Here is a 22,742-nt window from a genome sequence, read left to right on the forward strand (position 1 = left end):
GAAGTCGAACTACCCGTGCCGAACGCTGCCCTGACTGAAAAGACCGATGTAGTACTCATCGGTGCCGGCATCATGAGTGCCACTCTCGGCGCGCTGCTGCGGCAGCTGCAGCCGGATTGGTCGATCTCCCTGTTCGAGCGGCTCGACGCCGCCGCGGCGGAGAGCAGCGACCCGTGGAACAACGCGGGCACCGGACACTCCGCCCTGTGTGAGCTGAACTACAGCCCGCAGAACCCGGACGGCTCGGTGGACATCACCAAAGCCGTCGACATCAACGAGCGCTTCCAGGTCTCGCGTCAGTTCTGGTCCTACGGCGTGGAAAACGGCGTCCTCGGCGATCCGTCCGGCTTCATCAACCCGATCCCGCACGTCAGCTTCGTGCACGGCGCCGACAACGTGGAGTACCTGCGCAAGCGCTACGAGGCGCTGGCGCCGCACCCGCTGTTCGAGGGCATGGAGTACATCGACCGCCCCGACGAGTTCGCCCGGCGTCTGCCGCTGATGGCGCGCGGCCGGGACTTCTCCGACCCGATCGCGCTGAACTGGACCGACGGCGGCACCGACATCGACTTCGGCGCGCTCACTCAGGAGTTGCTGGCCTACCTCGGTTCCACCGGGGCCGACCTGGCCTTCGGCCACGAGGTGCGCGATCTGGCCAAGCAGTCCGACGGATCCTGGCTGGTCACGGTCCGCAATGTGCGTACCCGCGAAACCCGCAGGTTGATCAGCAAATTCGTGTTCGTCGGCGCGGGCGGCGGCGCGCTGCCGCTCTTGCAGAAGGCGAACATCAAAGAGGCCAAGGGATTCGGCGGCTTCCCGGTCAGCGGCCAGTTCTTCCGCTGCGTCAACCCGGCGTTGATCCATCGGCACGAGGCCAAGGTCTACGGCAAGGCCGCCGTCGGCGCGCCGCCGATGTCGGTGCCGCATCTGGACACCCGTGTGATCAAGGGCAGGCCGGGCCTGCTGTTCGGCCCGTACGCGGGCTGGACACCGAAGTTCCTGAAGGACGGCAAGAACACCGATCTGTTCAAGTCGGTGCGGCCGAACAATATCTTCTCCCTGCTCGGCGTCGGCGTCACCGAGCTGGGCTTGACCAAGTACCTGGTCAGCGAGCTGCTGAAGTCCGAGGCGGGCAAGGTGATCACGCTGTCGGAGTTCATCCCGCGCGCCGAGGCCAGGGACTGGGAGCTGATCACCGCGGGCCAGCGCGTACAGGTGATCCGGCGCAAGGGCGCCGGCGGCGTGCTCGAGTTCGGCACCGCCGTGATCGCCGCCCGCGACGGCTCCATCGCCGGTCTGCTCGGCGCGTCGCCGGGCGCCTCGACCTGCGTCACCGCCATGCTCGACGTCCTGCAGCGCTGCTTCCCGCAGGAGTACGCCGAGTGGACGCCGAAGCTGAAGGAAATGGTGCCCTCCCTGGGCGTGCAGCTCTCGGACAACCCCGCGCTGTTCCACGAGGTGTGGGATTGGACCTCCAAGACGCTGAACCTCGTCGGCGGTGGCGACAACACGCCGAGGCACGCAGGGGTCGCGGCGAACGCCTAGGTTGTGATAGCAAGGCGCGATGATGTCAACGGTTGCTCTCAAACGGTCATGGGCGCAGGATCTCGACACCGCCACGCTCTACCAGCTGTTGAAACTTCGCGTCGAAGTCTTCGTCGTCGAGCAGAAGTGCGCGTACCCGGAACTGGACGGGCAGGACCTGCTGCCCGAGACCAGGCACTTCTGGCTCGATGACGAGGGCGAGGTGATCGCGACGCTGCGCCTGTGCGAGGAGCACCGGGACGGTGTGAAGAGCTTCCGTATCGGCAGGCTGTGCACCGCGGCGCCGGCGCGCGGGCACGGCTACACCACGCGGCTGCTGCAGGCGGCGCTGGCCGAGACCGGTTCGGCGACGGTGCGATTGTCCGCGCAGAGCTACCTGGTCGACCTGTACAGCAAGCACGGCTTCAAGGTCGACGGCGAGGAATTCGACGAGGACGGCATCCCCCACGTGCCGATGCGCAGGGGAGGCTCTGTCTGATTTGCCGCGACTTCGTCGCGGCGTGTTCGCGGCCCCCTTATGGCTCGCGTCCGAGCGACCGCCGCTGGCGACTTCGTCGCGGACGCGGCGGCTGCTCGGACGCGAGCCGGGCCGCGAGTGTCGCTCGTAAGACTCGCTGGTAGTTGCGCGAGTGGCATGGTGGCGGTCTGCCCCGAACCGATCGCATGGAGGGCACCGCTCGGCGGGCATCGGGGCGCGCCTAGAGTTGGGGCGTGTCCGTGTCTCATGCCGAAACTACGTTGACGTCAGAGCAGATGAACAGGGCTCGTCCTACCTCGGACGGTGACGCCGGGTTCCCGTTCTCGGCCGTCGTTGGGCAGGAGCGGCTGCAACTCGCGCTGATTCTGTGCGCTGTGCATCCCGGCATCGGCGGCGTGCTGGTCCGCGGCGAGAAGGGCACCGCCAAGTCGACCGTGGTGCGTGCGCTTGCCCAGTTGTTGCCGCCGGTTGTGGACGAGACCGGGGCGCGCCCGGCCCGGCTGGTGGAGTTGCCGGTGGGCGCGACCGAGGACCGCGTGGTGGGCTCCCTGGACCTCGAGCGCGTCTTGCGCGATGGGGAGCAGGCGTTCCGTCCCGGCCTGCTGGCCGCGGCCCATCACGGCGTGCTCTATGTGGACGAGGTCAACCTGCTGCACGACCACCTGGTGGACGTGCTGCTCGACGCGGCCGCGATGGGCCGGGTACACGTCGAACGCGACGGCGTCTCGCACTCGCAACCCGCGCGTTTCGTGCTGGTCGGGACGATGAACCCGGAGGAGGGTGAGCTGCGCCCGCAGCTGCTGGACCGGTTCGGTCTGACCGTGGACGTGGCCGCCTCCCGAGAGGTAGACGTGCGCATGGCGGTGGTGCGCCGCAGGCTGGACTACGAGGCCGATCCGGCCGGGTTCGTGGCGCGGTACGCCGAGGCCGATCGTGCGGTGGCCGGGCAGATCCGCTCCGCCAGGGAACGGATCGGCCGAGTGGTGCTCGACGATGTGGAATTGCGCCGGATCGCGGCGCTGTGCGCCGCGTTCGACGTCGACGGAATGCGCGCCGATCTGGTCGTCGCGCGAACCGCGACCGCGCATGCCGCCTGGCGTGGCGGCGACGCGGTGACCGAGGACGACGTGCGCGTCGCCGCCGAACTGGCGCTGCCGCACCGACGCAGGCGCGATCCGTTCGACGAGCCCGGCATCAGCGAGCAGCAGCTCGACGACGCCATGCGCGACGCGGCCACCGAGGCACAGCGCGAGGAGCAACCGCCCGCGCCGACCGAGGAATTCACGCCGCCGGAGGCGGAACCGGACGGCGTCTCCGGCGACGACCCCGATGGCGGACCCGAGGACCCGTCGCCGCCGGACGGGCCGGGCGGTGGAGCGGGCGAAGGACGCAGTGGCGCACCGGTTTCCGCGGCGGCTCGACCGCCGCGCTGGGAGGTCCCCGGCATCGGCGAGGGGGCGCCGGGCAGGCGATCCCGCGCCGAATCGCGGCACGGGCGCGTCGTACGGTCCAGCACCGATACCTCCTCGGGGTTGCATCTGCTGGGCACGGTGTTCGCCGCCGTACCGCACCAACGGTCCCGTGGACGTGACGAGGGGCCGTTGCGGTTGGCCGCCGACGACCTACGCGGCGCGTATCGCGAAGGGCGAGAGGGCAATCTGATCGTCTTCGTGGTCGACGCGTCCGGCTCGATGGCTGCCAAAGACCGGCTGTCGGCTGTCACCGGCGCGGTGGTCACGCTGCTGCGGGACGCCTACCAGCGCCGCGACAAGGTCGCCGTCATCACCGTGCGTGGCGCGGACGCCGAACTCGTGTTGCCGCCGACCTCGTCGGTCGATATCGCGGTGCGGCGGTTGTCCGGAATGCGTACCGGCGGGAAGACCCCGCTCGCGGCGGGCCTGCTGAAGGCACGCGAGGTGGTGCGGCGCGAGCGCGTGCGCGACCCGCGCCGCAGGCCGATGCTGGTGGTGCTGACCGATGGCCGTGCGACCGGCGGCGCCGATCCCGTTCCCCGCGCCCGCGCCGCCGCGAGCCTGCTCGCGCAGGACGCGGTCACCTCGATCGTGGTCGACTGCGAACGCGGCATGATCCGCCTCGGTCTCGCCGCGGACCTGGCACGCGACCTGCGCGGCGGTTATCTGCGGCTGGCCGAGCTGACCGGGGACTCGGTGGCCGATATCGTCCGCGCGAGTTCCGGGAGCGGTGCGGTGCGGGCCGCTTGAACAGGGGAAATCGCCCTCGCGCCGGAGTCTGAGCACGGCTGCCGTACCCGATCCGGCCGGGTTCGCGCAGGCGACCTCGGCGCGGTATGCGGGCCGTGCAGGGGCGGAGTGAGCCGAGAACCGCAAGGAGGTTTCGATGCCCAAAGGTGTTCCGGAGACAGTTCCCGACGACGGGCTGACCACGCGGCAGCGGCGTAATCAGCCGGTGCTCGCGGTGCACACCGGGCCGGGCAAGGGTAAGTCGACGGCCGCGTTCGGGATGGCGCTGCGGGCATGGAACCAAGGCTTCGATGTCGCGGTGTTCCAGTTCGTGAAGAGCGCCAAATGGAAGGTGGGCGAGGAGGCGGCCTTCCGCGCCCTCGGCACGCTGCACGAGCAGACCGGCGCGGGCGGGCCGGTGGAGTGGCACAAGATGGGCGAGGGCTGGTCCTGGACCCGCAAGCAGGGCACCGAGCAGGACCACGCAGCGGCCGCGCTCGCCGGTTGGCAGGAGGTCGCCCGGCGCCTGCAGGCCGAGCAGCACCGGTTCTACGTCCTCGACGAATTCACCTACCCGCTGAAGTGGGGTTGGGTGGATGTGGCCGAAGTGGTCGACACCCTGACCAACCGTCCCGGCAACCAACACGTCGTCATCACGGGCCGCGACGCACCTGCCGCCTTGATCGAAGCCGCCGACCTGGTCACCGAGATGACCAAACTCAAACACCCCATGGACGCGGGCCGCAAAGGCCAACGAGGCATCGAATGGTGACAGGGTTCTGGATCGCGAGTGGCACATGCCTGCGGCGTATCGCGAGATGCCCACACGATGGTGTGCCACTCGACGAGCGGGGGGCGGGATGAGGGCGGTGGTTGTGGCGGCTCCGGCGTCGGGCAGTGGGAAGACGACGGTTGCTACTGGTTTGATGGGGGCGTTGGGGCGGGTGGGGCATCGGGTCGCGCCGTTCAAGGTGGGGCCCGATTACATTGATCCGGGGTATCACGGACTGGCGGCGGGCCGGCCAGGGCGAAATCTGGATCCGGTGCTGGTGGGGGCCGAACGTGTCGTACCGCTGTATCGGCACGGTGCGCAGGGGTGCGACCTGGCTGTGGTCGAGGGCGTCATGGGGCTGTTCGACGGGCGGATCGATCAGCACGCGGGTCCGGTGGCGGAGGGGTCGACGGCGCAGGTCGCGAGTCTGCTCGGGGCGCCGGTGGTGCTGGTGGTGGACGCTCGCGGGCACAGCCAGAGCCTGGCGGCCCTGCTGCACGGGTTCGCCACCTTCGACAGCGGCGTCCGGCTCGGCGGGGTGATCCTGAACCGGGTCGGCAGCGAACGGCACGACCAGGTATTGCGCGCGGCCTGCGACCGGGTCGGGCTGCCGGTGCTCGGATCGCTGCCGCGGCTGGCCGAATTGGAGGTTCCGTCCCGGCATCTCGGCCTGATTCCCGCCGTGGAACACGGCGCCGCCGCGACGGCGGCCGTGGCGGCGATGACGGAACTCGTGGCCGCCAATGTGGACCTGCACGCGATCGCGGCGCTGGCCCGCTCGTCGGTCACCGGGCCGTCCTGGGATCCCGCCGCCGCCGTGCGCGGTCTCGGCGGTGATGCCCCGGCATCCGCTGCGGCGACCTTCGATGGCGGTGACGCGCGGGCGCATGCCCGAGCGGCCCCCGATCGTGGTGATTCGCAGGCGCATGCCGAGCGGCAGCTCGATCGTGGCGGTGACTCGGAGGCCTCCGCCGAGACGATTCTCGGTGGTGACTCGCCGGCAGCCGCCGGGAGTACTCTCGGCGCGGCCGGTGGCATCGCCGACCTGGAGGGACCGCTGATCGCCGTCGCGGGTGGGGCGGCATTCACGTTCGGATATGCCGAGCATCGGGAATTGCTGACGGCGGCGGGCGCGCGGGTGGCCGTCTTCGATCCGCTGCACGACGAATTGCCCGGCGCTACAGCGGGTTTGGTGTTGCCGGGCGGCTTCCCGGAGGAACATGCCGCGGACTTGGCATCGAACGTCCCGCTGTTGCGGACGGTGGCAGAGGCCGCGCGGCGCGGGATGCCGGTGCACGCGGAATGCGCCGGGCTGCTGTATCTGGCCCGCTCACTCGACGGCCATCCGATGGCGGGAGTGATCGACGCCGACGCCGAGTTCAGCCCGCGCCTGACGCTCGGCTACCGAGATGCGGTGGCCCTCGGCGACTCTCCGCTGTGGCGGGCGGGGGAACGGGTCCGCGGGCACGAGTTCCATCGAACCCGTCTGGTGTCGCCGCCCTCGGCCGCGCCCGCGTGGGGCTGGCACGGCAGCGAGGGCGAACGGGTCCTCGATGGCATGCTCGCCGACAACGTGCACGCGTCCTACCTACACACCCATCCGGCCGGAAATCCGAGCGCGGTGCGTCGTTTCGTCGCGGTCGCCGCGGCCTACGCCAGCGCCCGTGTCACGACCTGACTTGGCCGTCGGCCTCGGCGTCCGCCCGGGCACCGACGCGGACAGAATTCGTGCGGCATTGCGAGAAGTACTGGGGGACAACGTCATCGCCTGTTTGGCGACCATCGACCGGCGCGCCGCCGAACCCGGCCTGCACGCCGCTGCCCAGGCGTTGGGCGTGCCCGTCCGCTCCTACACGGCTGCCGAACTCGCCGGTGTTCGAGTGCCGAATCCGTCCGCACGCACCGCGAGCGCGCTCGGCACCGCGAGCGTCGCGGAAGCCTCCGCTCTGCTGGCCGGACGCGGTCCGCTGCTGATCGCGAAGACCACGATCAACGGAGTCGTGATCGCCGCGACCGCCGCGCGCTGAGCGGTCACCGTGCCCGGCCCGACCGCCGACACCCTTGCTTACGGTGCCACCGACCCCCAGTCCGCGAAGCCGGTGGGGTCATGGCGGCCGAGACTGGCGTGTTCGAACAGGCCCCAGCCCTCGGCGTCGCCGCAGCGGGCGCGGGCGACGTGGTCGATCACGCCGTAGGGAGTGCGGGCGACGATGGCCGGGTCGGTGAGGTCGTAGCGGCTGGAGCAGGACCAGTCGCGGCCCTTCCACTGGCCGTGCTGCCAGTCGGGGTCGCCGCCGTAGCCGCAGCCGACGTGCAGCGGGACGCCGGTGCCCGGGGTGATCTCGATGTCCAGCGGCTTGCCGTCCGGCGTGGTCAGCTCCAGCCGCGCCGCGACGGGAAGCCTCGTGCCGGACCGGTAGTCGATTGTGATGCGCGGCCAGCCGAGCTGCTCGGTGCGCCCGTCCGGCCAGACTCGGGTCGCGTCGTTGAGCGTGCGCCTGCCGTCCGGCTCCTCCTGCACGATCACCACCACGGCGAATTCCTCGAACCGCAGCGGCACATACAGCCACCAGAACCCACCGGAGGGCTCGGCGGCCGCGCGGCCGGGCGGCTCGGTCTCGCCGACCGGGCGGATGCCCCATGAGCGGTCCCTGGTTCCGGTCCACACCGCCGGGTCGATCGGGATGTCGTCGCCGTCCACGTGCAGCGTGCCCGCCCACGCGCCGACCTGAGCGAACCGGGACGCGTCGATGATCGGCCGGTTGCCCGCGAGGATCAGATGCGGCTGTTCCTGCACGGCGGGGAAGGCGCCGGTCCAGGTGAGGTCGAAGCTCAGGTCGTCGTGGTCGCAGATCAGCCGGATGCGGCGCAGCGGCTCGAGCACTTCGACGCGGTAGCCGCCGACGCGTTGGTCCAAGCCGCGGTCGCCGAGCGCGTCGGAGAAGCGCACCGCCCGCAGTGTGTCGCCGCGGCGGACGGCGGCGTAGGCGTCGGTCACGCCGAGATTGGGGTACACGCCGAGTCCGGTGATCAGCAGGCTGCCGCCGTCGCGGTCGTGGGCGTTGAAGTAGCTGCGGTCGTAGAAGTTCCGATCGCTGCTGGCCACCCGGGCCAGCGAGAGCGGTGTCTGGTGGATCGGGTATTCGTCCAAAGGCACAGGCATGGTCAGTCCCATTCGTAGGTTCCGTCGAGCAACGCTTCCAAGCCGGCCCGGTGCATGACGTAGTCGTCGCGATCCGGTGTGTCGGTGTCCTCGCCGAAGTGGATCATCCGGCGCTTCACCCTGGCCATCACGATGGCGTGCCGCAACGCGGCGTAGACGAGATAGAAATCGAGATCGCGCACCGGATGTCCGGTCAGCGCTCGGTATTCGGCCACCACGTCGTCGCGGCGCAGGAAGTCGGGCAATCCGGGTTGGCCGAAACGCGTGGCGATGTCCTGGAAGAAGCGGTGGATGAAGATCACCCAGCCCAGGTCGAGTTCGCGCGGTCCGAGCGCGGCCATCTCCCAGTCCAGCACCCCCGCCGGATCGAACCCGCGGTAGATGATATTGCCAGGGCGGGCGTCGCCCCAGCTGAGCACGTCCGGACCCGGGTCGGCGGGCCAGTGCTCGTCCAGCCACGCGAAACTCCGCTCGATGAGCGGGATCGCGAAGCCGTCGTCCGCCAGCGCCCACCGATACCACGCGCGCTGCGCCTCGACGTGCCTGCGCAGGGACTGGCCCGGACCGTCCAGCATCGGGAACCGCATCGTGGGATCGGGGATGCCGTGGATCTTCGCGATCACCTCGACGGTGTTGCGGGTCAGCCGCAGCCGCTCGGCGGGACTCGCGTCGAACAGCCAGCCGACGAACACGTACGGCGGGTTGTCCGCGGGCACCCGGCCATCGACCCGGCGCATCACGAAGAACGGTGTACCGAGCGGCTTTTCCTCGTTCTCCAGCCAGAACAGCTCGGGCACCGGCACGTCGGTGGCCGCGGCCACGCCCGCCATCACCTGGTACTGCGTGGCCAGGTCGTAGGTCTGGAAGACCGGGAAGGATCCGGCCTCCGGAGCCATCCGTGCGACGAACGACCCGCGCTCCAGGCCCCCTCCGGCGCTCCACTCGGCGTCGAACAGGATCGACGTGCTGGACATGCCGCCGGACTGCGGACGCGACAATCCCGAGACCTGTGGCAGGTGGTCGGCGCCGACCTTCGCCCGCAGCCAGTGCGCCAGGTTCTCGGCGAGCGTGTCCAGGTCGCGCTCGCTGACGGTCAGTTGCTGTCGCTGTGCCGGATCCGGATCATCGGTCATGTCGTCCTCCTGACACGTGCGGCCCGGGTGCACGCCCAAAGGCCTGGATACGCGACTGTAACGCGTTCTAGTTCTGTCGTGGGTGGAAACCGGGGCACGAAGCGGGTCCGCCGGGTGGATCGTCCAGTGGGGCCAGCACGTAGGCCGAAAGATGTATGCGGAATTCCGGGGTTTTCCCTGAGGTCATCCCATGACCAGTTCGGATAGTTTCGGCTTTCGGAGATCTATCGGCGAGCGAGGGGGCGGTGTGCGCACGGTCGGAACGAATGTCCTGGAGCCTCGCGGCGACGAGGCGCCCCTCGGCGCCCCTCGGCGTCCCTGGAACCTGCCGACCCGGATCGCGTTCCGGTTCGTCTTCGCGTATCTGCTTCTGTTCTGTGTGTCGTTCGCGCAGATCCTCTTCGCGTTCACCGGGATCGTGGGCAAGTGGCTATCGGAGAGCGCGATCCTGTGGCAGATGCGCGCGGCGAATCCGCTCACCGGCTGGGTCGGCGAGCACGTCTTCGGAGTCGAAGCCGTGCTGCACGAGAATTCCGGCAGCGGCGACCAGGCCGCCATCTGGGTGCTGATCTTCTGCGAACTGGTCGCGGCCGCGGTGATCACGGTTGCCTGGTCGATCTTCGATCGACGCCGTCGCGAGTACACCACTCTCGGAGGGTGGTTCGTGCTTTTCATCCGGCTGTGCCTGGGCGGCCAGATGCTCTTCTACGGCCTGGCCAAGGCCATTCCGGCACAGATGCCCGCACCGTCGCTGACCGCGCTGCTGCAGCCGTACGGGACCATGAGTCCGGCATCCGTGCTGTGGAACCAGGTCGGCGCGGCGCCCGCGTACGAGATCCTGCTCGGCACGGCCGAAACGCTCGGCGGACTGCTGCTGTTCGTGCCCCGCACCGCGACGATCGGCGCGATGCTCAGCCTGGTGAGCATGGCGCAGGTCTTCGTGCTGAACATGACCTACGACGTGCCGGTGAAGATCCTCTCGTTCCACTTGCTGCTGCTGTGCCTGGCGGTCCTGGCGCCGCAGGCCAGGCGATTGGCGAATGTGCTCGTGCTGGAACGCCCGTCCGAGCCGGCCACCCAGCCCGTCCTGTTCGGGTCGAGGCGCGCGAACCGGATTGCGGCGGCGCTGCAGGTCGCGCTGGGGTTGTGGATCTTGACCGGTACCACGGTGCTCACCTGGGAGGTATGGCGTGACGACAGTGACGGCGCGCCGAAGCCTCCGCTGTACGGCATCTGGACCGTCGGTGAGTTCACCAGGGCGGGGCATCCGGCGCCGCCGCTGCTGACCGACGAAAGCCGCTGGCGCCGAGTGATTTTCGACCGGCAGAACACTGCGGTGCAGAAGATGGACGACTCGTCCGTGCCCGTCGTGGCGCAGGTCGACGAGGCCGCGCACACCCTCGTGCTGTCGGAGCCGCCGCGAGCTCAGGACGCGCCGCCCGCCCGCCTGGCGAGTTTCACCTTCGCCCAGCCGACATCGGACACGCTGCTGCTGACGGGCGAGCTGAACGGCACGCCGGTGACGCTGTCGCTGGATCGGGTCGACCTGAACACCTTCACCCTGCGCAGCCGCGGATTCCATTGGGTGCAGGAGTACCCGTACTTCCGCTGACCCGTCGACGTCACGCGCGACGGTTCGAGTCCACCGATCGCGTCGAATCCCCGAACGGATCCCGGACTTTTCGATACCTTCGGTCTGCGTCAACTCGGACTGGAAGGACCGCCGTGACCGCGGAAGCGATCCTCGATCGGGCAGACGGCGCCGCGAGCGCCGTGGATCCCGGTACCCGGCCATGGAGCGGCGCCACCCGACTGGCGTTCCGCTTCGGGTTTCTGTACTTCGGCCTGTTCTGCCTGGTGTATCCGGCGATCGTGCCGGAGTTCCTCGGCCTGGCCCGGCAGTGGCTGCCCGACTGGGTGAATTACGGGGCCGCCCGCGCGCTGCGGCCCCTCGTCGAGTGGACCGGCACGCAGGTGTTCGGCGCCTCCGTCGCGGCGAACACGGCGTCCATCAGCGGCGATCAGGCCTACTTCTGGGTGCTGGTGTTCGTCGTCGGGGTGGTCGCGGTGCTCGGGACCCTGATCTGGAGCGTGCTGGATCGGCAACGGCCGGACTACCGGGCGATGCAGCCCTGGCTCCTGCTGTTCCTGCGGTTGTGCCTGGCCGGGCAGATGGTGGCCTACGGCATGGCCAAGGCCATCCCGACGCAGATGCCGCCCACGCCGCTGAGCCGGCTGATCCAGCCGTACGGGGACTTCAGCCCCATGGCGGTGCTCTGGAACCAGATCGGGGTGTCGCCGCAGTACGAAATCCTGCTCGGCTGCGCGGAACTGCTCGGCGGTGCGCTGCTGTTCGTGCCGCGCACCACGCTGGTGGGCGCGATGCTGAGTCTGGTGTGCACGACCCAGGTGTTCGTGCTGGACATGACCTACGACGTACCGGCGAAGATCCTGTCGTTCCACTTGATGCTGCTGTGCCTGGTGCTGCTCGCGCCGGAGGCCAGGCGCCTGGTGAACGTGCTGGTGCTGGATCGTCCGGTCGGCTCGTCGAGGACGCCCCCGCTGTTTCGGACGCCGCGCGCCAACCGAATCGCGGCTGTGGCGCAGATCGCGCTCGGGCTGTGGTTGCTGTTCTCCAACGCCTACACCGGATGGGACCGGTGGACCGAACAGGGGGCGGGCCGGCCGGAACCTCCGCTGTACGGCATCTGGGCGGTGACCGAGTTCAGTGTGGACGGCAAGCCGGTGCCGCCGCTGACCACCGACGAAATGCGTTGGCAGCGTGTGGTCTTCGATCGCGACAACGCCACGGTGCAGCGAATGGACGGCCGGCTGCTTCCGGTGCTCGCGATAGTCGATTCCGACGCTCGCACCGTCACCCTGCTCGCGCCGCCGAGCCTCATGAACGCGCAACCGGTCCTGCTGGGCAGCTTCGGCTACGACCGGCCCGCATCCGAGCGTGTGACGCTGACCGGCACGATCGCCGACCAGCCGGTGTCGATCGCGCTGACCTCGGTGAACCTCGACGATTTCCCGTTGCGCAGCCGCGGCTTCCACTGGGTGCAGGAGTATCCGTACTTCCGCTGACCCGCGCGGGCGGCGGTCGTCACGCCTCGAGTTCGTCGGCGGCGCCGATGTCCTCGTACCACAGTGCGGGATGCTCGGCGATGAATCGGGCCATCAGGTCGACGCAGCGCCGGTCCTGCAGGACGGTCACCGCGACACCGTGGTCGGCGAGCCACTCGTGCCCGCCGGAGAAGGTCTGCGATTCCCCGACGACCACCGAGCCGATACCGAACTGGCGGATCAAGCCGCTGCAGTACCAGCACGGCGAGAGCGTGGTGACCATGATCGTGCGGCGGTAGTCGCGCCGCCGTCCGGCCGCGCGGAAGGCGTCGGTCTCGGCGTGGACGCTGGGATCGCCGGACTGCACCCGGCGATTGCGGCCGCGGCCGAGCAGGATGCCGTCCGCGTCGAAGAGAGCCGCGCCGATCGGGATCCCGCCCTGGGCGAGCCCGTGGAGCGCTTCCTCGTAGGCCACGTCTAGTAGCTGCTGTACCGGTGTCACCTGTGTCATACGTTCACCTTCCAAGCCGGTCGGTCCCGGCCACCACATCGCGTTCGCCGGTGGATCCGGGCGGGGTGAAGGACAAACCGACCGTATGCCACCCGGCGCCCGTGAGCCACTCGCCGCCCCGGTCGCTGCGGTGTGTCGTCGCAGGTCACAGCGGGTTGGATGGGGCGTGCGCCGCAGCTGCTCGCGCGAGATCCACGATGCCGGATCCATTGTCGTCCGCCTGAGCCCATGCCGCGTCGTCGCTCGCGTCTAGGAGGCGCCCTATCGCCGGTAGGCGGCGACCTGTCTTTCGGTCGTGGTCGCGGCGATCGCGAAACACCGCCGCAGGGGTGGCCGGTCGATTGCCGGTACCCCGCGGTCAGGCCGTAGGCTCGAAACTTGTGCCGAACACGTCAGACGCAACGCAAGACCAGCCCACCGGCGACCCGAACTACCTGGTCGGGCTCGATCTGCGCGGACGGCGCGTCATCGTGGTCGGCGGGGGCACGGTGGCGCAGCGCAGGCTGGGCCTGCTGATCGCTTCCGGCGCGGATGTGCACGTGGTGAGTCGCGCCATCACGCCTGCGGTCGAGGGCATGGCGACGTCGGGCCAGATCACCGTCGCGCTGCGCGCTTACGCGGACGGCGATCTCGACGGCGCCTGGTATGCGATCGCGTGCACCAACGAGCCCGAGACCAATGCCGCTGTGGTCGCCGAGGCGACGCGGCGGCGGATCTTCTGCGTGCGGGCCGACACGGCGCGGCTGGGCACGGCGGTCACCCCGGCCACCGCGCGCTACGACGGACTGACGCTCGGCGTGCTGGCGCGTGGACAGCACCGGCGCTCGGCGGCGGTGCGCACCGCGCTGCTCGAGGCCCTGCAATCCGGCGTGGTGAGCGACGACTCGACGCCGATCACACCCGGCGTCGCGCTGGTCGGCGGCGGACCGGGCGATCCCGACCTGATCACCGTGCGCGGGCGGCGGCTGCTGGCCAGGGCGGATCTGGTGGTCGCCGACCGGCTCGCTCCGCCGGAGTTGCTCGCCGAGCTCGGACCCGAGGTCGAGGTGGTCGACGCCGCGAAGATCCCCTACGGGCGGGCGATGGCGCAGGACGCGATCAACACCGCGCTCATCGAAGGCGCGAAGGCGGGCAAGTTCGTGGTGCGGCTCAAGGGTGGCGACCCGTACGTGTTCGGGCGCGGCTACGAGGAGCTGGAAGCCTGCGTCGCGGCGGGGATTCCGGTCACGGTGGTGCCCGGGGTCACCAGCCCCATCGCGGTGCCCGCCGCCGCGGGGATTCCGGTGACGCATCGCGGTGTGACCCACGAGTTCGTGGTGGTGAGCGGGCATGTCGCGCCGGACCATCCGGACTCGCTGGTCGACTGGCCCGCGCTGGCCCGTTTGCGCGGCACCCTGGTGCTGATGATGGCGGTGGAACGGATCGAACAGTTCGCCACGGCGCTGTTGGACGGCGGCCGCCCGGCCGACACACCCGTCACGGTCATCCAGGAGGGCACGCTGCGGACCCAGCGCGTGCTGCGCGCCGACCTCGGCACGGTCGCCACGCGGGTCCGCGAGGAAGGCATCCGCCCACCCGCCATCGTGGTGATCGGCCCGACGGCCGGATTCTCGGCCGACTCCGCCACCTCGCACGCCGACTCCGCAGCCGGGTAGCGCGGCACGCCCACGCACACCGCCAGCCGGAGGAATCGATAGCTGCCGTGACAGCCGCGACGTGGTGGGGCGGGGGAGGCGGTGGAGCCATCAATTACAGTGGCTCACTGTGCTTCGGAATCCCGCTGCGACGATGCAGTATCCAGTGACGCAGCGGGCCTTCGGGCTCGCGATCCTAGTCCTGAGCGGGTTGCAGCTCATGGTCGTGCTGGACGGCACGGTCGTGATCTTCGCGCTGCCGCGGCTGCAGGAAGAGATGGGGCTGACCAGCGCGGGAAGCGCGTGGACGGTGACGTCCTACGGGCTCACCTTCGCGGGCCTGATGCTCCTGGGCGGCAGGCTCGGCGACGCCTTCGGCCGCAAGCGCATGCTGATCGTCGGCGTAGCGCTGTTCACGTTCGCCTCGCTGCTGTGCGGACTCGCGCAGAACCAAGCCATGCTGATCGGCGCGCGCGCCCTCCAGGGCGCGGGCGCGGCGGTCGCGGCGCCGACCGCCTTCGCCCTCGTGGCCACCACGTTCGCGCCGGGCAAGGCGCGCAATCAGGCGATCGCGATCGTCGGCTCGATGGTCGGCATCGGTTCGGTCGGCGGTTTGGTGGTCGGCGGCGCGCTGACCCAGCTGTCGTGGCGGTGGATCTTCCTGATCAATGTCCCGATCGGCGCGCTGATCATCCTCGGCGCCGCCTACAAGCTCGCCGACACCGAGCACCATCGATCGGCGCTGGATGTGCCCGGCGCGGTGCTCGGCACCCTCGCCTGCGCGTCCATCGTGTTCGGCGCCACCGAGGGACCGGAGATCGGGTGGGGGCACCCCGCCATCATCAGCTCGCTGATCGCGGGCGTGGTGCTGCTGGTCGTCTTCGTGGCGCTGGAGCGGCGAGTGGATGATCCGCTGCTGCCCTGGTCGCTGTTCGACAGCCGCGACCGCGTCGCCACCTTCCTGCTGATCTTCCTGGCCGGTGGCGTGCTGGGCGCGATGACCTTCTTCGTGGCGCAGTTCATGCAGAACGTGATCGGTTACGGTCCGCTCAAGGCGGGCGTGGCAGCCATTCCGTTCACCATCGGCATCGGCATCGGCGGCGCGGTGGCGTCCAAGGCTGCGCTGTACATCGCGCCGCGCTGGCTGCTCGCGGGGGCGGCCGCGGTGCTCGGCGTCGGGCTGCTGTTCGGTTCGACTCTCGACGGCGATGTGCTGTACTTCGCTACGCTGCTGCCCCTGCTGACGGTGATCGGCTTCGGTGTCGGCATGGCTATGGTGCTCACGCCGCTGTGCGTGCTGGTCGGAGTGCCACCGGCCAATATCGGCCCGTTGGCCGCGGTCGGCCAGATGTTCATGAATCTGGCGACGCCCGTCTTCGTCGGCCTGCTCACGCCGATCGCCGCCTCCCGCACGCTGTCGCTCGGCGGCCGCACCGGCAAGGTAGCCGCGATGACGCCCGCCGAGATAACCGCGCTGGGCAGTGGCTACACGCTGGTGTTGTTCGTCTGCGCGCTCATCGCGTTCGCGGCCGGACTCGTCGCGCTGACGCTGCGGTTCACGCCGCAGCAATTGGCGAAGGCGCAGCACGCCCAAGAAGAGGCCCAACAGGCCTGAGCTGTGTTTTTTGCCGCGCGGGCGCGGCGTGTTCGCGGCCCCCTTATGGCTCGCGTCCGAGCGGCCGCCGCTGGCGACTTCGTCGCGGACGCGGCGGCCGCTCGGACGCGAGCCGGGCCGCGAACGGGGAATGCTCGGTCTCGCTGCGCTCGGAATCGGGGGTTGGGCCGAGTGGTTGCGTGGGTCGGCGACTGCGGCGTCAAGGGTGTGCCGCACTTGATCGCTAGCGGCTGGGTGTCTGCCGCTGGTCCATTTCGTCGCGGACGCGGCGGCCGCTCGGATGCGAGCCGGGCCGCGAACGGGGAATGCTCGGTCTCGCTTTGCTCGAAAGCAAGGGTGGGCCGATGCGGTTGCGTGGGTGGTCATTGCAGAACCAGGTGTCCGCCGGTCGGCTGAAGCCTCCAGGCAAGCAAGGTTCGGCGCCGGGCCAAAGGTGTCAGCTCGACGGGCTAGTTGCGGCTTGCCAGCGGCCGGTCAGAATCGCCCTGCCACGCGACGCGGTGTCACGCGCACGATGATGCGCGGTCCGTCGTTTACAGAAGCCGGGTTGAAATCAGCGTATTTCTTGCCGGTGTACTTCAGCGAGAGTTCGTTGGGCAGCGTCTTTTCCGGATCCGGACTGATCGCCGCGTTGCCCCGGATTTCCGCATAGACATAGGGGCTGTCCGGCGGATTGATCAGCACGGTGATCCGCGGGTCGCGGGCGAGGTTCTTAGCCTGCTGGCGGTCGGTCGTGGTGGAGAAGAGCAGGTCTTCGCCGTCGCGCTTCAGCCAGATCACGGTCAGGTGCGGTTGCCCGTTCGGCCCGATCGTGGCGGCCGTGGCGAACACTCGCTCCTCGTCCAGGTACTTCTTCAGGTCATCGGAAAGCGCGGCGGTACTGGTCACGCTCTGTGCGAACAACCCGGCGCAGCAGGGCATTCCCGCCTTCGCCGGGCGTCCACCGGATCGTCGAAAGCTTTGCGGTTCAGACGGTGTGCCGGTCCGCCGACTCCAACGCGTGGTCGAGGATCGCCAGACCTTCCTTCGCCTCGGCCTCGGTGATCACGCACGGCGGGACGACGTGCAGGCGATGGAAGTTCACGAACAGCAGCAGCCCAGCCGCGCGGCACGCCGCGACCACTTCGCCCATCGCCGGGCTCGACCCACCGTACGGGGCCAGCGGCTCCCGGCTGGTCCGGTCTCGGACCAGTTCGAGCGCCCAGAACACACCCGCTCCGCGCACCTCGCCGACACTGGGATGCCGCCGCGCGAGTTCGCGCAGGCCGGGGCCGAGCACACGGGCGCCGATGTCGGCGGCGTTCTCCACGATCCGCTCGTCGCGCATCGCGGTGATGGTGGCGACCGCCGCGGCCGTGGCCAACGGATGCCCGGAATACGTGAGCCCGCCGGGATAGGGCCGGTCGTCGAAGGTCGCGGCGATGGCCGGACCGATCGCGACTCCGCCCAGCGGCACGTATCCGGAGTTCACGCCCTTGGCGAAGGTGAGCAGATCCGGCACGACCTCGAAATGCTCGATGGCGAACCATTTTCCGGCGCGCCCGAAGCCGCACATCACCTCGTCGGCGATGAACACGATCCCGTACTCGTCGCACAGCGCTCGCACCCCGGCCAGATACCCGGGCGGCGGAACCATGATGCCCGCGGTGCCGGGGACGGATTCGAGGACGATCGCCGCGATCGTTTCCGGACCCTCGAACGCGATGGTCTGCCGGAGATGAGCGAGCGCGCGCTCGGTCTCTTCGGCCTCGGTGGTCGCGTGGAACTGGGTGCGGTACAGGAACGGCCCGAAGAAATGCACCACACCGCTGTTGCCGCGGTCGTTGGGCCAGCGGCGTGGATCGCCGGTCAGATTGATCGCGGTCTCGGTGCCGCCGTGGTAGGAGCGGTAGCGCGCGAGCACCTTGTAGCGCCCGGTGTGCAGCCGGGCCATCCGCACCGCGTGCTCGACGGCGTCGGCGCCACCGTTGGTGAAGAAGATCCGGTCGAGGTCACCGGGGGTGCGCTCGGCGATCAGGCGCGCGGCCTCCGAGCGGGCGTCGTTGACGTGCTGCGGCGCGATCGTGCACAGCTTGGCCGCCTGCTCCTGCACCGCCGCGACGACTTTCGGATGCTGGTGACCGATGTTGGTGTTCACCATCTGGGACGAGAAGTCGAGCAGCCGGTTGCCGTCGCCGTCCCACACGTAGCAACCCGACGCCGCGGTGATCGTCATCGGATCCCGGTGCGCCTGCGCGGACCAGGAGTGGAAGACATGTCTGCGGTCGAGCTCGGAGGCCAGGGCGGCCGCGGTGCGGGCCTCGTCGAGGGACAGCCCGTTCGGAAGGGTCATCGGCTAGTTCTCCTGCGTCACTGGGCGTTACCTATTTGTTCTGCGGGAAGCCGAGGTTCAGCCCGCCGTGGCTGGGGTCGAGCCAGCGCGTGGTGACGGCCTTGCCGCGGGTGAAGAACCGCACGCCGTCGGCGCCGTGCGCGTGCGCGTCGCCGAACAGCGAGTTCTTCCAGCCACCGAAACTGTAGTAGGACATGGGCACCGGGATCGGGACGTTGATGCCGACCATCCCGACTTCCACCTCGTTGTGGAAGCGGCGGGCTGCGCCGCCGTCGTTGGTGAAGATGGCGGTGCCATTGCCATAGGGGTTGGCGTTGATCAGCGCGAGGGCGTCGTCGTAGCTGCCGACCCGCACGACCGACAGCACCGGTCCGAAGATCTCGTCGGTGTAGACGCTCATGTCGGCGCCGACATGGTCGAGAATCGTCGGCCCGAGCCAGAAACCGTCGGCCGCGCCGTCGGCTGCGACGCCGCGGCCGTCGAGAACCACGGTGGCCCCGGCGGTTTCGCCCGCGGCGATATAGTCGGCGACCCGGTCGCGGTGCGCGCTGGTGACCAGCGGGCCCATGTCGGCGCCGCGGGTGCCGTCGCCGGTTCTGATCGTCGCGGCCCGTTCGGCGATCTTGCCGACCAGTTCGTCGGCCGCGCCGCCCACCGCGACCACCACGCTGATCGCCATGCAACGCTCGCCCGCGGAGCCGAACCCGGCGTTCACCGCCGCGTCGGCGGCGAGATCCAGATCCGCGTCGGGCAGCACCACCATGTGGTTCTTCGCGCCGCCGAGCGCCTGCACCCGCTTGCCCGCGGCGGTGCCGCGCTGGTAGACGTACCGGGCGATCGGGGTGGAGCCGACGAACGAGACGGCTTTGATGCCCGGGTTGTCCAGCAGTTCGTCGACCGCGACCTTGTCGCCCTGCAGCACGGTGAAAACACCCGCGGGCAGCTCGGCCTCGGCCCACAGTTCCGCCAGCCACAGCGCGGCGGAGGGGTCCTTCTCGCTCGGCTTGAGCACTACCGTGTTGCCCGCGGCGATGGCGATCGGGAAGAACCACATCGGCACCATCGCGGGAAAGTTGAACGGCGAGATGATCGCGACCGGGCCGAGCGGCTGGCGGATGGAGAAGACGTCCACCTTGGTCGAGGCGTTCTCGGTGTAGCCGCCTTGGAGCAGATGCGGTATGCCGCAGGCGAACTCGACGACCTCGAGCCCGCGGCTCACCTCGCCCATCGCGTCGGCGACCACCTTGCCGTGCTCGGCGGTGATCAGCCGCGCGAGTTCCTCCTTGCGCTCGTTCAGCAGTTCCCGGAAACGGAACAGGATCTGGGTGCGCCGGGCCAGCGAGGTGTCCCGCCAGGCCGGGAAAGCCGCCGCGGCCGAGTCGATCGCGGCGCGGGTGTCGGCGACGTTCGCCAGCGCGACCTGCCCGGTCACCGCGCCGGTCGCCGGATTGGTGACCGGCGCCGTGTTCTGGCTGGTGCCCGCGAAGGTCTTGCCGTCGAGCCAGTGCGCGATGGTCTGCATGTCTCCTCGATTCGGTCGGTGAGCATCGGCGAGGCCGCCAGCATTCCCCGTGCCCGCGGCGACCGGGTGCGTAGGCGGCACGACTACCACTGTCCGGTATACAGCCTTCCCGATGGGCCGACGATTTGTACGCCATTTCGCATTCGGTATTACGATTCGTCGGGTGCTTCCCTCTGTTGCCGACGTGTTGGCGATGCCGGTGGTGAGCTCCGGCGAACCCGAGGTGGTCGGCGGGGGATCGCTGGCGCGGCCGGTGCGCTGGGTGCACGTCAGCGAGCTGGCCGACGTGGCGCACCTGCTGGTCGGCGGCGAGCTGATCCTGACCACCGGACAAGCCATGAGTCACGGCGACGCGGCGACGGCGGAGTACCTGACCACCCTGGCCGCCGCCGGAGTGGCCGGGCTGATCGTCGAACTCGGCGGGTACGTGCGCGCGCTGTCGCCCGCCGTTGCTTCGACGGCCGACGCACTGGGGCTTCCATTGATCGCGCTGCGCCGGGTGACCCGGTTCGTGGAGATCACCGAGGCCGTGCACCGGGTGATCGTCGCCGACCAATACGCGGAGCTGGAGTTCGCGCGCACCGTGCACGAGACGTTCACCGAGCTCAGTGTGCGCCGCGCCGCGCTGGCCGAGATCGTGCAGACCGCGGCGACCATGCTCGACGCGCCGGTGGTGCTGGAGGACCTGGCGCACCGGGTGCTCGCGCTGTCGGCGCGCCACACGTCCACCTCGGCGCTACTGGAGAACTGGGAGACCACCTCGCGTCTGTTGCCGCACAACTGGAACGCGGTCGCGGTGGGCCCGCACACGCAGCGGTGGGGACGGTTGCTCCTGCGCGCAGACGGCGTGCCGAGCGAGCGGGCGCGCATGGTGCTCGAGCGCGCCGCCCAGACGCTGACACTGCACCGCATGATCGAGAAGGACCGCTTCGGTCTGCACCGGCAAGCGCAGACGGGACTGATCGACGACCTGGTCAACGGCAGGCTGGACGAGCGCGACGCACTCGCTCGCTCTGCCGCGCTCGGCTTGGCCCGCCGGGCCGCCTACGTCCCGCTGGCGGTCGACGTCGCCGTGACGACCGAATCCGATCCGGTCGCGTGGCAGCGCCGCGCCGTGGGCATCATGGACGCCGTGACGCACGGGCTCGGCTTGGCGAAGACAACCGCGCTGGTGGCGGCCGAGCAGGGGGACCGGGTGTCGCTGATCCTCGCGCTGCCGCGGGCCGCTGATCCGGACGAGGCGCTCGCCGCCGCCTGCACCACGATCCTCGGTGAGGTTCACCGGGTCGACGGCGTGCGGCGGGTGGTGATCGGCGCGGGTGCGGTGTCGGACTCGCTGCTGGACACCGCGTACGGGCTCGCGCATGCCGCGCACGTGGCGGAAGTCGCGCTGTCGCTGGGAAGCTCGGCGCCGCGGCCGTTTTATCGCACTGGCGACGTGCGCTTGCGCGGACTGCTGTCGCTGATCCGCGGCGAGCCGGGCGTGCAGCGGTTCGCCGAGACCGAGCTGAGCGCCCTGCTGCGCTACGACATCCGCCACGACGCCGACCTGACCCGCACCCTGCGGCAGTTCCTCGACCTGGCGGGCAACAAGACCGAACTCGCCCGCAGGCTCAATATCAGCCGCCCGACGCTCTACGACCGGCTCGCTCGCATCGAACGCATCCTCGACGTCGACCTCGACGACGGCGAATCCCGCACCTCGTTGCACACCGCCCTGCTGATCCGCGACCTGACGACGGGCGCTGCCGAGCGGTCATCCTGACCACGGACTCGGCGATCCTCGCCGCCGACACGCCCCGCTACGCCATGTTCACAAGGGGGTGCGTGCGGAATCGGCACGTCCCGGACGGGGTACTGCGGAAGCTCGCCGAGCAGCACTATCTGTTCCGCGCGTCGCCCGCGCGACATCGGTACGAGTCGGCGGCACGGGCCGATCTCGCCGCTGAGTTGTCCGCGCTCACTGCTCCGACGGGATAACCAGACGCACTCAGGTGATGATCAAAAGCTCGGTAGGCGAGGCGATCTCGGTCCGCAACCCGGCTTTCGCCGCCACCCGCGCCACCCCGCGGACGTCGGTCGGCTCGGCCCGGGTGAGCACGAGGGCGCGAGCGAGCAGGCCCTTGTGGTGCTTGTTGAAATGACTCACCACCGTGCGCGAGCCGTCCGGATGCTCGGTGAGAACGTTCGCGGTGATCGCGCCCGGAACCCGCCCCAGCTGCTGATAGGTGCCCGAGCGCAGATCGACGACGAGCTCGCCCGCGGCCTCGGCGTGCAGCGCGGCGGCCAGCTCGTCGCGCCATAGGGCCGAAAGAGTGGGCAGGCCGGGCAGTTTGGAGCCGCCGGAGAGCCGGTAGGCGGGAATCGGGTCACCCGCGCGGACCGCGCCGAACAGGGCCGAGCCGATGCCGAGCCGGGCATACGCCTTGGCTCGTTGGATTTTGGTGAACGAGCGCGCGTCGAGCGCGTCATAGAGGACGCCGGTGTAGCGCTCCAGCGCGGGGCGAGTCGGGGACGTGCGCAGCGCCGCGTTCCTGGCGATCTCGCCGTCGCCGCCCTTGCCGAGCCCCAGCGCCGCTCGGGAGCGCTCCGGGTCGGCCGCCAAGCGCATCACTTCCTCGATCAGCCGCGCACGCAGCGCCGTGAGCTGCGGCATCGCCAGCGCGTCCAGCGCGAGAGGCGCTCCGGCGCCGCCGTCGGACTTGGTTTCGGAAGGAGGCAGCAGCACCAGCACGAACGAATACGGTAATGCGCTGGGACCAGCGTCCGG

The 22,742-nt window shown here is 69.8% G+C and carries 18 protein-coding genes; 11 read left to right on the forward strand and 7 right to left on the reverse strand.

The window, feature by feature from the left end:
• The first annotated feature begins 72 nt into the window (after positions 1 to 72).
• From mqo to OHA40_RS25925, 6 genes are all read left to right on the forward strand, one after another.
• Positions 73 to 1,545: a malate dehydrogenase (quinone) gene (gene mqo / locus OHA40_RS25900; RefSeq protein WP_330229468.1), complete on the forward strand. Its 1,473-nt coding sequence runs from the start codon at positions 73 to 75 to the stop codon at positions 1,543 to 1,545.
• Between the two features lie 19 nt (positions 1,546 to 1,564).
• Positions 1,565 to 2,023, forward strand: coding sequence for a GNAT family N-acetyltransferase (locus OHA40_RS25905; protein ID WP_330229469.1), 459 nt, complete (start codon positions 1,565 to 1,567; stop codon positions 2,021 to 2,023).
• A gap of 275 nt (positions 2,024 to 2,298) precedes the next feature.
• Positions 2,299 to 4,245, forward strand: coding sequence for a VWA domain-containing protein (locus tag OHA40_RS25910; protein WP_330234377.1), 1,947 nt, complete (start codon positions 2,299 to 2,301; stop codon positions 4,243 to 4,245).
• A gap of 136 nt (positions 4,246 to 4,381) precedes the next feature.
• On the forward strand, positions 4,382 to 4,996 hold the full coding sequence (gene cobO, locus OHA40_RS25915) for a cob(I)yrinic acid a,c-diamide adenosyltransferase (RefSeq protein WP_330229470.1): 615 nt from the start codon (positions 4,382 to 4,384) through the stop codon (positions 4,994 to 4,996).
• A gap of 88 nt (positions 4,997 to 5,084) precedes the next feature.
• Positions 5,085 to 6,674, forward strand: coding sequence for a cobyrinate a,c-diamide synthase (locus tag OHA40_RS25920; RefSeq protein WP_330229471.1), 1,590 nt, complete (start codon positions 5,085 to 5,087; stop codon positions 6,672 to 6,674).
• Positions 6,661 to 7,023: a cobalamin biosynthesis protein gene (locus OHA40_RS25925; RefSeq protein WP_330229472.1), complete on the forward strand. Its 363-nt coding sequence runs from the start codon at positions 6,661 to 6,663 to the stop codon at positions 7,021 to 7,023. The genes OHA40_RS25920 and OHA40_RS25925 overlap by 14 nt, the downstream gene beginning before the upstream one ends.
• Positions 7,024 to 7,061: 38 nt before the next feature.
• Here the strand turns inward: OHA40_RS25925 and OHA40_RS25930 are convergent, their stop codons facing one another.
• Together OHA40_RS25930 and OHA40_RS25935 are read right to left on the reverse strand one after the other, a co-directional pair.
• A complete protein-coding gene (locus OHA40_RS25930) occupies positions 7,062 to 8,159 on the reverse strand; it encodes a hypothetical protein (protein ID WP_330229473.1) in 1,098 nt (365 codons plus the stop codon).
• Positions 8,160 to 8,161: 2 nt separating this feature from the next.
• Entirely contained in the window at positions 8,162 to 9,292 is a 1,131-nt protein-coding gene (locus OHA40_RS25935; protein WP_330229474.1) for a phosphotransferase family protein, read from the reverse strand.
• A gap of 247 nt (positions 9,293 to 9,539) precedes the next feature.
• On the opposite strand from OHA40_RS25935, the gene OHA40_RS25940 reads away from it, so the two are divergent.
• On the forward strand, positions 9,540 to 10,904 hold the full coding sequence (locus OHA40_RS25940) for a DoxX family protein (protein ID WP_330229475.1): 1,365 nt from the start codon (positions 9,540 to 9,542) through the stop codon (positions 10,902 to 10,904).
• Between the two features lie 113 nt (positions 10,905 to 11,017).
• Complete coding sequence (locus tag OHA40_RS25945; RefSeq protein ID WP_330229476.1) at positions 11,018 to 12,379, forward strand: DoxX family protein; 1,362 nt, start codon at positions 11,018 to 11,020, stop codon at positions 12,377 to 12,379.
• Positions 12,380 to 12,398: 19 nt separating this feature from the next.
• Here OHA40_RS25945 and OHA40_RS25950 read toward each other — a convergent pair whose 3' ends face one another.
• The gene (locus OHA40_RS25950; protein WP_330229477.1) at positions 12,399 to 12,869 is read right to left on the reverse strand and encodes a nucleoside deaminase; all 471 of its coding nucleotides are present in this window, start codon (positions 12,867 to 12,869) and stop codon (positions 12,399 to 12,401) included.
• 380 nt (positions 12,870 to 13,249) lie between these two features.
• Here OHA40_RS25950 and cobA point away from each other — a divergent pair, with 380 nt between their 5' ends.
• Entirely contained in the window at positions 13,250 to 14,524 is a 1,275-nt protein-coding gene (cobA, locus tag OHA40_RS25955) for a uroporphyrinogen-III C-methyltransferase (RefSeq protein WP_330229478.1), read from the forward strand.
• Positions 14,525 to 14,657: 133 nt separating this feature from the next.
• Positions 14,658 to 16,118, forward strand: a complete 1,461-nt coding sequence (locus tag OHA40_RS25960) for an MFS transporter (protein ID WP_330229479.1) — start codon at positions 14,658 to 14,660, stop codon at positions 16,116 to 16,118.
• Between the two features lie 474 nt (positions 16,119 to 16,592).
• Here OHA40_RS25960 and OHA40_RS25965 read toward each other — a convergent pair whose 3' ends face one another.
• The 3 genes from OHA40_RS25965 to OHA40_RS25975 all read right to left on the reverse strand — a co-directional run bounded on the left by OHA40_RS25965 (position 16,593) and on the right by OHA40_RS25975 (position 19,972).
• On the reverse strand, positions 16,593 to 17,006 hold the full coding sequence (locus tag OHA40_RS25965) for a PPOX class F420-dependent oxidoreductase (protein ID WP_330229480.1): 414 nt from the start codon (positions 17,004 to 17,006) through the stop codon (positions 16,593 to 16,595).
• 79 nt (positions 17,007 to 17,085) lie between these two features.
• Positions 17,086 to 18,450 carry an aspartate aminotransferase family protein gene (locus OHA40_RS25970; RefSeq protein ID WP_330229481.1) on the reverse strand — a complete coding sequence of 455 codons (1,365 nt, stop codon included), beginning with the start codon at positions 18,448 to 18,450 and terminating at the stop codon, positions 17,086 to 17,088.
• Between the two features lie 31 nt (positions 18,451 to 18,481).
• Positions 18,482 to 19,972, reverse strand: coding sequence for a CoA-acylating methylmalonate-semialdehyde dehydrogenase (locus OHA40_RS25975; RefSeq protein WP_330229482.1), 1,491 nt, complete (start codon positions 19,970 to 19,972; stop codon positions 18,482 to 18,484).
• Between the two features lie 163 nt (positions 19,973 to 20,135).
• On the opposite strand from OHA40_RS25975, the gene OHA40_RS25980 reads away from it, so the two are divergent.
• Positions 20,136 to 21,737, forward strand: coding sequence for a PucR family transcriptional regulator (locus OHA40_RS25980; RefSeq protein ID WP_330229483.1), 1,602 nt, complete (start codon positions 20,136 to 20,138; stop codon positions 21,735 to 21,737).
• 225 nt (positions 21,738 to 21,962) lie between these two features.
• On the opposite strand, the gene yaaA is transcribed toward OHA40_RS25980, so the two are convergent.
• The gene (gene yaaA, locus OHA40_RS25985) at positions 21,963 to 22,706 is read right to left on the reverse strand and encodes a peroxide stress protein YaaA (protein WP_330234378.1); all 744 of its coding nucleotides are present in this window, start codon (positions 22,704 to 22,706) and stop codon (positions 21,963 to 21,965) included.
• Between the last annotated feature and the right edge of the window lie 36 nt (positions 22,707 to 22,742).

Origin of the sequence: Nocardia sp. NBC_00508 (assembly GCF_036346875.1) — a bacterium.
Lineage (GTDB): Bacteria > Actinomycetota > Actinomycetes > Mycobacteriales > Mycobacteriaceae > Nocardia.

Coding starts and splice junctions, on each gene's coding strand:
- OHA40_RS25970 (WP_330229481.1), bottom strand. CDS start 18,450: ATGACCCTTCCGAACGGGCTGTCCCTCGACGAGGCCCGCACCGCGGCC.
- mqo (WP_330229468.1), top strand. CDS start 73: ATGAGTGCCACTCTCGGCGCGCTGCTGCGGCAGCTGCAGCCGGATTGG.
- OHA40_RS25930 (WP_330229473.1), bottom strand. CDS start 8,159: ATGCCTGTGCCTTTGGACGAATACCCGATCCACCAGACACCGCTCTCG.
- OHA40_RS25910 (WP_330234377.1), top strand. CDS start 2,299: ATGAACAGGGCTCGTCCTACCTCGGACGGTGACGCCGGGTTCCCGTTC.
- OHA40_RS25975 (WP_330229482.1), bottom strand. CDS start 19,972: ATGCAGACCATCGCGCACTGGCTCGACGGCAAGACCTTCGCGGGCACC.
- OHA40_RS25905 (WP_330229469.1), top strand. CDS start 1,565: ATGATGTCAACGGTTGCTCTCAAACGGTCATGGGCGCAGGATCTCGAC.
- cobO (WP_330229470.1), top strand. CDS start 4,382: ATGCCCAAAGGTGTTCCGGAGACAGTTCCCGACGACGGGCTGACCACG.
- OHA40_RS25960 (WP_330229479.1), top strand. CDS start 14,658: ATGCAGTATCCAGTGACGCAGCGGGCCTTCGGGCTCGCGATCCTAGTC.
- OHA40_RS25920 (WP_330229471.1), top strand. CDS start 5,085: ATGAGGGCGGTGGTTGTGGCGGCTCCGGCGTCGGGCAGTGGGAAGACG.
- OHA40_RS25935 (WP_330229474.1), bottom strand. CDS start 9,292: ATGACCGATGATCCGGATCCGGCACAGCGACAGCAACTGACCGTCAGC.
- OHA40_RS25950 (WP_330229477.1), bottom strand. CDS start 12,869: ATGACACAGGTGACACCGGTACAGCAGCTACTAGACGTGGCCTACGAG.